General features: G+C 37.6%; 15 protein-coding genes. All 15 read left to right on the plus strand.

The genetic code is table 11. From position 1 onward, the window contains the following. Nucleotides 1-207: 207 nt before the first annotated feature. Complete coding sequence (locus AN957_RS11025) at nucleotides 208-540, plus strand: putative DNA-binding protein (protein ID WP_053475637.1); 333 nt, start codon at nucleotides 208-210, stop codon at nucleotides 538-540. A gap of 11 nt (nucleotides 541-551) precedes the next feature. Next, nucleotides 552-1,904 (plus strand): signal recognition particle protein, encoded by a 1,353-nt coding sequence (ffh, locus tag AN957_RS11030; RefSeq protein ID WP_053475638.1) that lies wholly within the window; start codon nucleotides 552-554, stop codon nucleotides 1,902-1,904. 108 nt (nucleotides 1,905-2,012) lie between these two features. Next, nucleotides 2,013-2,285 carry a 30S ribosomal protein S16 gene (gene rpsP, locus AN957_RS11035; protein WP_053475639.1) on the plus strand — a complete coding sequence of 91 codons (273 nt, stop codon included), beginning with the start codon at nucleotides 2,013-2,015 and terminating at the stop codon, nucleotides 2,283-2,285. An 11-nt stretch (nucleotides 2,286-2,296) separates the two neighbouring features. After that, nucleotides 2,297-2,527: a KH domain-containing protein gene (locus AN957_RS11040; protein ID WP_053475640.1), complete on the plus strand. Its 231-nt coding sequence runs from the start codon at nucleotides 2,297-2,299 to the stop codon at nucleotides 2,525-2,527. Nucleotides 2,528-2,768: 241 nt separating this feature from the next. Continuing rightward, nucleotides 2,769-3,155 carry a YlqD family protein gene (locus AN957_RS11045; protein ID WP_056684086.1) on the plus strand — a complete coding sequence of 129 codons (387 nt, stop codon included), beginning with the start codon at nucleotides 2,769-2,771 and terminating at the stop codon, nucleotides 3,153-3,155. A 14-nt stretch (nucleotides 3,156-3,169) separates the two neighbouring features. Continuing rightward, nucleotides 3,170-3,688 carry a ribosome maturation factor RimM gene (gene rimM / locus AN957_RS11050; RefSeq protein ID WP_053475642.1) on the plus strand — a complete coding sequence of 173 codons (519 nt, stop codon included), beginning with the start codon at nucleotides 3,170-3,172 and terminating at the stop codon, nucleotides 3,686-3,688. Next, complete coding sequence (gene trmD, locus AN957_RS11055; protein WP_172797703.1) at nucleotides 3,688-4,425, plus strand: tRNA (guanosine(37)-N1)-methyltransferase TrmD; 738 nt, start codon at nucleotides 3,688-3,690, stop codon at nucleotides 4,423-4,425. The genes rimM and trmD overlap by 1 nt, the downstream gene beginning before the upstream one ends. 139 nt (nucleotides 4,426-4,564) lie before the next feature. Continuing rightward, nucleotides 4,565-4,909 (plus strand): 50S ribosomal protein L19, encoded by a 345-nt coding sequence (gene rplS / locus AN957_RS11060; protein ID WP_053475644.1) that lies wholly within the window; start codon nucleotides 4,565-4,567, stop codon nucleotides 4,907-4,909. 204 nt (nucleotides 4,910-5,113) lie between these two features. Then, complete coding sequence (gene lepB, locus AN957_RS11065; RefSeq protein WP_053475645.1) at nucleotides 5,114-5,665, plus strand: signal peptidase I; 552 nt, start codon at nucleotides 5,114-5,116, stop codon at nucleotides 5,663-5,665. A gap of 121 nt (nucleotides 5,666-5,786) precedes the next feature. Then, nucleotides 5,787-6,659 (plus strand): ribosome biogenesis GTPase YlqF, encoded by an 873-nt coding sequence (ylqF, locus tag AN957_RS11070; protein WP_053475646.1) that lies wholly within the window; start codon nucleotides 5,787-5,789, stop codon nucleotides 6,657-6,659. 98 nt (nucleotides 6,660-6,757) lie between these two features. Then, nucleotides 6,758-7,012 (plus strand): hypothetical protein, encoded by a 255-nt coding sequence (locus AN957_RS11075; protein WP_056684089.1) that lies wholly within the window; start codon nucleotides 6,758-6,760, stop codon nucleotides 7,010-7,012. A gap of 346 nt (nucleotides 7,013-7,358) precedes the next feature. Then, nucleotides 7,359-7,937: a ribonuclease HII gene (rnhB, locus tag AN957_RS11080; protein ID WP_056687142.1), complete on the plus strand. Its 579-nt coding sequence runs from the start codon at nucleotides 7,359-7,361 to the stop codon at nucleotides 7,935-7,937. Continuing rightward, entirely contained in the window at nucleotides 7,937-9,445 is a 1,509-nt protein-coding gene (locus tag AN957_RS11085; protein ID WP_180320704.1) for a hypothetical protein, read from the plus strand. Before rnhB ends, AN957_RS11085 begins: the two co-directional genes overlap by 1 nt. Nucleotides 9,446-9,519: 74 nt before the next feature. After that, entirely contained in the window at nucleotides 9,520-10,893 is a 1,374-nt protein-coding gene (locus AN957_RS11090; protein WP_056682886.1) for an IS1182 family transposase, read from the plus strand. A 285-nt stretch (nucleotides 10,894-11,178) separates the two neighbouring features. After that, nucleotides 11,179-11,832, plus strand: a complete 654-nt coding sequence (locus AN957_RS11095; protein WP_180320705.1) for a hypothetical protein — start codon at nucleotides 11,179-11,181, stop codon at nucleotides 11,830-11,832. Nucleotide 11,833 lies beyond the last annotated feature (1 nt).

Here is an 11,833-nt window from a genome sequence, read left to right on the forward strand (position 1 = left end):
ATATATTTCTATTTGAATAGCTGCGGCACCTAGGGCTATAGGTCATAACCCAAGTATTTGATGGGAAGAAAAGAACTTCTCTCCACCTATTCGTCTGATGATTGTTTGGGGTAAGCAAGTCGCTTCCGCTTTTCTAGTTGACATGTGTAGTGCTTCTGGGTAAACTTACTATTGTAAAGGCTTTTCACTTAACAAGGGGGAGTAGGGATGTTAGAAAAGACAACGAGAATGAATTATCTTTACGATTTTTATCAATCGTTGTTGACTCCAAAGCAGCGAAGCTATATGTCCCTTTATTACTTGGATGATTTTTCACTTGGAGAGATTGCTGAGGAATATGATGTAAGTAGACAAGCGGTTTATGACAATATTAAACGAACTGAAGCAATGCTTGAAGAGTATGAAGAAAAGCTGTTATTATTTCAGAAATTTCAAGAGCGGAGCAAGCTGCTTGTCAAAATGAAGGAAATGCTTAAGGGAGACAATCCTATAAACGAAACGATTATTGAGACTGTAGCTGAGCTTGAGAAATTAGATTAGGAGGCGGCAAGATGGCATTTGAAGGATTAGCCGACCGACTGCAGAATACAATCCAGAAGATCCGCGGCAAGGGAAAGATTAATGAATCAGATGTAAAAGACATGATGCGTGAAGTTCGACTTGCACTATTAGAGGCGGATGTTAACTTTAAGGTCGTCAAAGAGTTTGTTAAAAAGGTCAGTGAACGAGCTGTCGGCCAAGAAGTTCTCAAGAGCTTAACGCCTGGGCAGCAGGTTATTAAGGTTGTTAAGGAAGAACTTACCGAGTTAATGGGTGGAGAGCAAAGTAAAATTGCTGTTTCTAACCGACCGCCAACCGTGATTATGATGGTTGGTTTACAAGGTGCTGGTAAAACAACAACAACCGGTAAGCTAGCTAATTTGCTTAGAAAAAAATACAACCGTAATCCTATGCTAGTTGCAGCAGATATCTATCGTCCGGCTGCGATTAAACAGCTTGAAACGCTAGGGAAACAACTGAGTATGCCAGTTTTCTCACTTGGTGACCAGGTAAGCCCAGTTGAAATTGCAAAACAAGCAATTGCAAAAGCAAAAGAAGATCATAATGATTATGTCCTTATTGATACGGCTGGCCGTTTACATGTGGATGAAGCATTAATGGACGAGCTTAAGCAAATTAAAGAGCTTTCTAAGCCGGATGAAATCTTTCTTGTTGTTGATGCAATGACTGGTCAAGATGCTGTTAATGTGGCAAAAAGCTTCAATGAACAGCTTGGATTGACAGGTGTTGTGCTGACAAAACTTGATGGTGATACCCGCGGAGGAGCAGCGCTATCAATCCGTGCCGTAACAGAAACACCGATAAAATTTGTCGGTCTTGGGGAAAAGCTAGATGCACTTGAAGCCTTTCATCCAGAACGGATGGCCTCACGCATATTAGGGATGGGCGATGTTCTGACATTAATTGAGAAGGCTCAGGCAAATGTGGATGAAGAAAAAGCAAAGGAAATGCAGCAAAAGTTTCGAACTGCTTCCTTCACATTTGATGATTTCTTAGAACAATTAGGTCAGGTTCGCAGTATGGGACCGCTTGATGAGCTCTTGAAAATGATGCCAGGGGCGAACAAAATTAAAGGCTTGAACAATCTCCAAGTTGATGAAAAGCAAATTACACATGTGGAAGCGATCATTAAATCGATGACAAAGGATGAAAAAATACATCCGGAAACGATTAATGCTAGCCGCCGTAAACGGATTGCTAAGGGAAGCGGTACAACCGTTCCTGAAGTAAATCGTTTACTTAAACAATTTGAAGATATGAAAAAAATGATGAAACAAATGACAGGCGGCTCACCAAAAGGAAAGAAAAAAGGCGGATTTAAGCTGCCATTTAATCCTTTTTAGGTGAAAAAGAAAAATTTTTTTGAACTGTAAAGAAAAAAACCTTTACAAACTATTTAGGAATCTGATAATATACTATCTTGTGTGAAACTATTCGGAGGTGCTTTAATAATGGCAGTAAAAATTCGTTTAAAACGTATGGGAGCTAATAAATCTCCTTTCTATCGTATCGTAGTAGCTGATTCTCGTTCACCACGTGATGGACGTTTCATTGAAACAGTAGGAACTTACAATCCGGTTGCACAACCAGCAATTGTTGAAATCAATGAAGAGTTAGCTCTTAAATGGCTTCAAACTGGTGCGAAGCCATCAGATACAGTTCGTAACCTTTTCTCTAAACAAGGCATTATGGAAAAATTCCATAACGCAAAAAACGGTAAGTAATTCATAAACAAATGAAAGAACTTATCGAAATGATTGTGAAGCCCCTTGTTGATTTTCCAGAAGATGTTCAAGTAAAGGTTCTAGAAGATGAAAATCGCGTGACCTATCAGCTTTCTGTCAACAAGACTGACATGGGGAAAGTAATCGGGAAGCAAGGGCGCGTTGCGAAAGCAATTCGAACTGTTGTCTATGCAGCAGGATCTTCACAACAGAAGAAAATCTTCTTAGAGATTAGTGAATAAGAAATGCGAAAGCGCCTTGGTCAGCCCCGACAAGCATAAGACGAGCTGGCGAGAAGGTTGTACTTTAACCTTCTTGGCAGATTGGCTTATGACCTCGAGAGGCTAGGCGCTGTAGCTGGACAATAAGAAATGCGAAAGAAAGGAGGGTTCATACCCTCCTTTTTTTCCAATTATCAAAGGTTTTCATTTGCAATTAACGAAAGCTAGAACACGATCACAGCCCTTGGGAGGCGTTGATGAGTTGAAAATACTTCAATCTGTCGTGGTAAAGCAAGTTCTTACAGAGAAAAGCAAATTAGCGCTGCTAGAAGGCTATGAGAAAAATAAACAACAGCTGAAAAAAGAGTGCGAACAGCTTCGATTTGAATTAAAAAAACTAGAAAAAACGAAAAAATATCAGCCAAACAACATAAAACTACACTTCGAACAAGAAATCCAAAAACGTGAAGAAAAAGTAAAGCTGCTGGATTTTCAAATTGAACAATTACATATACTACCATTGGGTAGCGAGTTGAAAGAAAAGGAAGTAAAGGCAATTATCGAAATAGAAGTAGGCGATCGCTGGGAAGCTGTGCAAAGTGAAAAGACGATCATTATAAAAGATGGCATCATTGACGAAATACGTTAGAGGTGAAATACGGAATGGAAAAATGGTTTAATGTTGGTAAAATCGTGAATACCCATGGAATTAAAGGAGAAGCACGCGTAATTTCAAAAACAGATTTTGCTGATGAGCGATATAAGCCTGGAAATAAATTAACATTGTTTATGCCTGACTCGAATGCACCCATAGAGCTAATAATCAAGTCACATCGAACACATAAGTCATTTGATTTACTTACCTTTGAAGGATATGAAAATATGAATGATATTGAAAAAATGAAGGGTGGCTTATTAAAGGTATCGGAAGACCAGCTCGGTCAGCTTGATGAGGATGAATTTTACTACCATGAAATCATTGGCTGTACAGTTTCAACACTTGAAGGGGAGGAACTCGGAAAAATCCGTGAAATTCTCTCGCCTGGTGCTAATGATGTATGGGTGATTAAAGGCAAAGACGGGAAAGACATTTTAATTCCCTATATAGAAGATGTAGTGAAGAAAGTAGATGTAAAGGCAAAGAATGTAATCATTGATCCGATTGATGGGCTGCTGTCATGATGAAAATTGACGTCCTTACCCTCTTTCCGGAAATGTTCGATGGAGTACTTGGGTCATCAATATTAAAAAGAGCGGCGGAAAATCAAGCGGTAGAATATAACGTAGTGAATTTTAGAGCGTATGCTGATAATAAACATCAGACGGTTGATGACTACCCATACGGAGGGGGCGCTGGCATGGTATTAAAGCCTCAGCCCATTTTTGATGCTGTTGCCGATTTACGTGAAAACAGTGCTTCAGCCCCTCGGGTGATTCTCCTTTGTCCGCAAGGGGAGAAATATACCCAAAAAAAAGCAGAAGAGCTCGCCGATTTAGATCACCTTATTTTTGTTTGTGGTCATTATGAGGGTTATGATGAAAGAATTCGGGAGCATGTTGTGACCGATGAAATTTCTATTGGCGATTTTGTGCTAACAGGGGGAGAACTTGGTGCAATGGTCGTCATTGATAGCGTCGTTCGCCTCCTGCCTGGTGTGCTAGGAAAGGAAGAATCTCACTTAAGTGACTCGTTTAGTACTGGTCTGTTAGAACATCCTCATTATACACGTCCAGCAGACTTCAGAGGAATGAAGGTTCCTGACGTTCTTATTTCTGGCAATCATCGCCTTATTGATGAATGGCGGACGAAGGAATCATTAAGAAGGACTGTGCTAAGAAGGCCGGATTTACTTGAACATATAGAATTATCTCCGGTACAGAAAAAATGGCTGGAAGAAATCAAAAAAGAGAATAAATAGCATTGAAGTTGATTGCCAAGTATGGTACAATACTTTTTGTGACTTAGGCTGAAGACTTCAGTTTTTGTCTTATAAAGATGTTCCGCTGCAATTGGAAGAAATGATGTGCAAGAGCATCTGTTGGAAGGAGTTGAAAACGATGCATAAATTAATCGAAGAGATCACAAAAGAACAACTTCGTACGGACCTTCCTGCTTTCCGTCCTGGTGATACTGTACGTGTACACGTAAGTATTGTTGAGGGAACACGTGAGCGTATTCAGGTGTATGAAGGAGTTGTGATTAAGCGTCGTGGTGGTGGAATCAGCGAAACTTTCACAGTTCGTAAGATTTCTTACGGTGTAGGCGTAGAGCGTACATTCCCTGTACACACACCAAAGATTGCGAAGCTTGAAGTTATCCGCCGCGGTAAAGTACGCCGTGCGAAACTTTACTACCTACGTAACCTACGTGGTAAAAAAGCTCGTATTAAAGAAATTCGATAATAAGAAAAGCGGAAAGGAGCTTGTTCAACAAGCTCCTTTTTCTTAGCAAATAAATTAACACATTTGATCAATAATAAATATATAAGGCTCCCATCCTGATTTTTCAGGGAGATTTTTGTAATATATAATAGAGGAATAAAGCGATCCAATTAAAAGCGAATTGTTTTTGGATGGATATTTTTACAAGAGAATGGTGGGGAAATAATGGCTAAGAAGAAAAATGAACTGTGGGAATGGACAAAGGCACTTATTATTGCGGTATTGTTAGCGGCAGTAATCCGATACTTTTTATTTGCACCAATAGTAGTCGATGGATTGTCGATGATGCCTACGTTGCATGATCAGGATCGAATGATTGTGAATAAGTTCAGTTATAAAATCGGCAAGCCTGAACGGTTCGATATTATTGTTTTTCATGCACCCGAAAATAAAGATTACATAAAGAGAGTCATTGGTCTCCCAGGTGATCGAATCGAGTATAAAGATGACACGCTTTTTGTGAATGGAAAAGCATATGAAGAACCATACCTTGATGAATACAAAAAACAAGTAATTGATGGACCGTTAACTGAACCATTTACTCTTGAAGAAAAAATAGGATCGGAAACTGTTCCTGAAGGTCATCTTTTCGTTATGGGTGATAATCGCAGATACAGTAAGGATAGCCGACATATTGGGGCGGTTCCAATGGAAAAAGTACTAGGGAATACAGGGATTATTTATTGGCCAATAGAAGATATTCGTATTGTAAAATAAACGATGAGAAAGCAATCAGTTTAAGACTGTTTGCTTCTCATCAACCTCTCATCTCTCTCCTCAATAAGTATCATTATTCATCATTAAGAATTTCAAAATTTTAAAAATGGAGGTGGCAGCCTTGACCATTCAATGGTTTCCGGGTCACATGGCGAAAGCCCGCAGACAGGTAACAGAAAAACTAAAGCTTGTAGACATCATCTTTGAACTTGTCGATGCTAGAATTCCATATTCCTCTCGAAATCCAATGATTGATGAAATCATTCAACATAAACCAAGATTAGTTCTTCTTAATAAAGCGGACATGGCTGATAAAGAAGCGACAAAGCAATGGATTAAATATTTCAAAGAGAAAGGGATAAAGGCACTTGCGATAAACTCTCAAGCAGGACAAGGGATGAAGGAAATTGTTGCTGCATCTGAGGAGATACTGCAGGAGAAATTTGACCGCATGAGAGCGAAGGGTGTCAGACCTAGAGCGATACGGGCGATGATCGTAGGTATTCCAAACGCAGGAAAATCCACGTTAATTAACAGACTAGCCAAGAAAAATATTGCTAAAACAGGAAATATGCCTGGAGTAACAAAAGCACAACAGTGGATTAAAGTTGGGAAGGAACTAGAATTACTTGATACACCAGGAATTTTATGGCCGAAATTCGAAGATCAAGAAGTCGGCTTAAAATTGGCCCTTACGGGTGCAATAAAGGATACAATTTTAAACCTACAAGATATCGCTGTTTTTGCTCTTCGTTTTCTGGAAAACAAATATCCTGATCGATTGAAAGAGCGATTTCAAATTGAAGTCATTCCTGAAGACATTGTAGAATTGTTCGATGCAATTGGAAAGTCGAGGGGATGCCTCATGGGACGCGGCGAAATCGATTATGATAAAGTAACAGAACTGGTGATTAGAGAATTTCGCTCAGAGAAATTAGGAGCCATTACCTTGGAGCGCCCTGAGGACTTATTAGAATTATCCAATGAGCAATAAATACAATCTAGTACTTAAGGCCTTCTCCTTATAGAAGGCCTTCATTTTTTTTCCTAAACGCCGATACATAGGTTATAAGAAAATGAAGGGGAACAATCATGGGAAAGTTAAGTATTCGTGAAATTGAAGAAAAAATAATTGCAGAGGATCGCTTAGATGATTCCTTTATTGAATTGCTAGCCAAAGATGAACGAAAGGGTGTTCAACAGCTATTAAAAAAGTGGCACAGGCGGAAGGAAGAAGAAAAGAAGGCGCACGAAAAGTATGTGCTAATGACTAATTATGAAAAGAAATATAGAAATCTTGGCTTTCAACATATTGCTGGAATTGATGAAGTGGGAAGAGTTATATGACTTTAGAAGAGAGTGTCTAACTAAAAAATATATTACCAAAAATTTGTTTGACTAACTATGGGTTGTTATCTAGAATGATTATAGTTATGTATCACCTGAAGAGGTGATTTTTTTTTAGGGATATTTAGTGGGGGGAGCTTAGGTTAGGGGAGTAGAACTAAGTTCTTTATTAGTGAAATATGTAGATTCTGTACTATACTGTTTAGTAAAGATAGAAAGCTATAACTGGATATTCTGAAAGTATATATATGATTGACCGAGGAGTATACAAAGAAAATAATCCATAAATTCATATAGAATGTAAAATTGGTTTTAGTTTTAAGCTGTTAAAGGGGAGTTATGAGTGATGTTGGTATGTGGAGTGGATGAAACAGGTAGGGGTTCGGCAATATCAGGGGTATGGGTTTCAGCGTGTATTCTTGATCCCGACAAACCTATTGAGGGGTTAAGAGACTCGAAGAAGCTTTCTGCTAAACGACGGGAAGAGCTGGCTGAAGAAATTAAACATAAAGCTCTTAGCTGGAGTATCGAAATAGCATCCCTTGAGGAAGTAGAAGCCTTAAATGTTCTGAACGCAACTCTTCTTGGCATGAGAAGGGCCATAGAGGGGTTGCATATTAAGCCTAATAAAGTATTTGTCGATGGGAATAAATTGCCTAACATCGATATTCCGGCAGAGGCTATTGTGAAGGGTGACGATTTGGTTCCTGCCATAAGTGCAGCTTCTATTTTAGCTAAAGTCGAACGGGATAAAGCAATTAGGGAGTTGCACCAGATTTATCCCCAATATGGTTTTGACAAACACAAAGGTTATTTAACAAAAGATCATATGTTTGCTTTAAAGGAATATGGACCTTGCCCTATCCATCGGAAAACATATGCTCCCGTTCGCAAGTTATTAGAGAAACAATTGGAATTGTTTTAATGGCAAAAAAAGCGTCATTAAAGAAAACGGTTGGAAGGCAAGCTGAAGAACGTTTGAATATTGGCTCTATAACACTGGATGTTTCTGAGGAGTCTATTCTTTCAAGGGCTGCTGCAAGAGAGTATTTGCCTTCTGTAGCATATGTAAATAATTATCACGTAAAGGAAAGAGGAAAAGCTGGTATCTATACAGTTGATTTCTCTGACTTAGTCAGTAAATATCCAAAAAACAAGTACTTAATTGAGCAGCTTATCGTAGGCATAAACGAAATTATAGTACCAGATTGTAGCCGGAATACTATTAAAGATAATGCTCAAGGAGTTCGAGTTTTTCTTGAGTTTCTTAATAGCGATAACAATTTGAGTAATAATTCAGTAACAAAAGTAAATGACATTAACATATTAATAGCAAAATCATTCTCTAATTACTTACGGAGTACCTATCCGAAGAACAGTCATTGCCGTAAATGGTTTGCAGCAATTAGACGAATTGTCCAACGATTACAAGAGCAATTTTCAAAGGACCCGTCAATAGGAGTGGGTTTTCCTTGGCCAACAGGTCCGGGAAAAAATGAGGGTACAATTGAGGGATATCATCCAAGAGAAATGAAAGAGCTAATTGATGCTTGTATAAAGGATATCAGGGAAATAAAGAGTTTTCATCAGGCGTATCTAAGCCTTGATGAAGAACTTGTAACAGAAGAATGGAATATCGAGAATTTAATGTATTTTCTTCATGAGGGTATGAGGAGAACTGAAGAAAGTCGTTTAAAGAGTAAGGGGACTGAAAGAGCTTGGATTAAGAGGCTTATTAGTAATGCTCCAAATGCGCTGAAAGCAATGGTAGAACTAGGTTACACAATTGATCAGATACAAGATTTTTACATACAAAGAGGGGCGGAATTAGCCTCTTGCGGACGTTCCCCATCTGCGACCCGAATTTCACAACACCCTGACCAAGAAAGAGCCATATCACAATTTAATTTAGCTTTAGGCACATTAAAGAAACGTTTCCCACTATTCCCGTATCATTTGCCTATTGAGAAAGCTAAGGGTTTGTTAAATAACAAAAATCTTAGAAACTCTACAATTCTAAAGACTAAAGATCCATTGGCATACATGGTTAACAGTGCTGTATCTTATAGTTCTCGTAAAATCAAATTCATGGACGGAACTTTAGGAAAAATGTCGGTTTATGCCGCACAACACTTTGTAAGCGATACTTTATATCCATTTTTCCTTCTGGCTTTAATAAATACGGGGTGGAATGTTGAAAGTTTACTCTCAATAAGTGATGATGTGGATGCACATATAACGCCGGATCTAATAGATCCTGAAAATTATGTAATAATTCACGGGAGAAAAATACGCGGTTCAAATGGTATGGGATTTCTAAAAGTCACAAGACGCTCTAACAAAAACAAAATGTTAGACACTTATCAGCTACTTAAATATGTTGAAAGCATAATTACCCAATATAAAAATAGCCCTTACTATAGGGGCTGTTGACAAACTAATAGGATTTACCAATACCTGTGTAGAATTTAATTATTCTATACAGGTTTTGTATTGGGGGAATTTTTATGATGGGTCGTAAAGATGAATATCAAAGTAAACTAGAGTTTATTGATTTAAATACATTTGTTCCTTCAAATCATATTCTTCGCCAAATTAATGAAAAGATAGACTTCTCTTTTGTATATAACAAAATGGAAAAATATTATTCGAAACTCGGCAGGAAATCACTTGATCCTGTACTTTTATTTAAGATGTTACTCATTGGCTATCTTTATAATGTTGATTCAGAACGAGTGTTAGAACAAGAAGTCAATCTAAACATTGCTTATCGCTGGTTTTTAGGCCTTGATTTATCTGACACTGTACCTGATCACTCCACATTTAGCCAGAATCGACGAAGGAGATTTAAGGATAGTACTGTCTTTCAAGAAATTTTTGATTATATTATAGATCTTTGTATAGAGAATGGGTTAGTGACTGGTGAAGTCATTGTTACTGATTCTACCCATATTAAAGCTAGTGCTGCAAAGGCTAAGGCCGAAAAGGTAGTTGTAGAGAAAACACCTTCTCAATATTTGAATACCCTTGAAAAGGAAGCCAAAAAAATTGAAAAAGAGCTTGAGGATAAAAGAATTGAATCTGGGAAGAAGAAACGAGGCAGAAAATCAAAGAGTTCATCTACCGAAAAGATTTCTGTAATAAAAACGGACCCTGACTCTGGCTTATTAAATCGCCCTGGAAAGCCATCTGGTCCCCACTACTTAGCACATGCAAGTATTGATACAAAAAACGGAATCATAGTTGATATTCATCCGAGTGCTGGTAACATAAATGATTGTGAGCCTTTTATAGATAGATTAAATGTGATACAAGAAAAATTTGAATTAAACATTAAAAATGTGGCAGCTGATAAAGGATATGATAAAACTAAGATTCATCATGGCTTAAAAACATTGGAAATCACAGGTTATATTAGTCCCATAGGATATACTACACCTTTCGAAACAACGTCTTATAAGGAGTTTACCTACAACATTGACACTGATACGTATACTTGCCCCAATAAAAAAACACTTACGTTTACCCATTTAAGAAAAAAAGAAACTGATAATTATTTAAAAACGTATTCTGCTAAAAGTAAAGACTGTAAAGTCTGTCCATTTCGAGAATGTTGTTTTGGGGAAACAGCAAGTAAAAGAACGATTTCTCGACCAATTGCACATGAATTGTTGGAAGCAAATACTCAGAGGGCAAAAACTAGTGAATATAAAGCATTCCAAAAGCTCCGAAGAGTTTGGTGTGAAGGTTCCTTCGGAACATTGAAATCTAAGCATAACCTGTATAAAACATATAAGAGGGGCATTGAAAAAATTTCTGAACAATGCCTTTTTTCAGCGTTGGCATTAAATTTAAAAAGAATTATAAAGGTAATGAATTAAGACAAAAATTATAAAGAAAACTAATAAATATACTCTTAAAAAGAGAATGGGAAAGGAGCAAAGCTCTTTTCCCATTTTGTCAACAGCCCCTATAGGCCGGGAGTTTTATGGCAATTTACTATACCTGAATCTCAAAAAGAAATTATTTCATCATTCAATGAACAACAAAGTTTTAATGGTTTTAGTAAGAGATTTATTGAGCGTCATAACTTTAAATATTTTTCAGATACAACCGGTATTTCTCATCCCAAGGTTCGTTCTGGTTATGTATCAATTAAACAACTTTTGGGTAAATCAGAACTCGAACTCAGTGAAGATCTAAGTCATAATGACGGAGGATCAATAGAACATTATATATCTGATGAAAGTACCAACCTTGTACTTGATTCAAGGATAAAAGAGATACAAAAGCAATTTGTTGAAGATCTAACTAATTTTAAAGTTCGGATAGTGGAGTCAACATCCTTTCGTTCTCTATGTAATTCCATCAATGAGGCAAAGACAGAGCGAGAAAAATTGCAACTAATAAAAACAGAAGCAATTAAACTTAACTTGGATGAAAAAACGATAATACACATACTAGATGCAGGTTCGCAAAAATATATACTCGCTTGTGAAGACGCTACGAAGCCGTCGTGGCCCGGGTTTGATGATTATGTTGGTGAAGGTAAAAAATGTAGATATTTTAACAAGTGCGCACTTTGTAAACAAGCTATTGTATTCCCCGAGGCCCTGCCGTATATCGCCCGACGGATTCTAGATTTGGATAAGTTGAAAAAAACACATAGTTCTTCTGATTGGATACTTAAATACGGTGATGAGTATGAAGCATGGAATCAAATTTTTGAATATTGGAACAACAAGGACCAAGTAAAGACTGCATGGGAATTAGCTAGGATGGGTTTTGTAGTACTACCGCAGATAATGAGAGGTGTGTAGG

This window comes from Cytobacillus solani (genome assembly GCF_001420595.1).
GTDB classification, from domain to species: domain Bacteria; phylum Bacillota; class Bacilli; order Bacillales; family Cytobacillaceae; genus Cytobacillus; species Cytobacillus solani.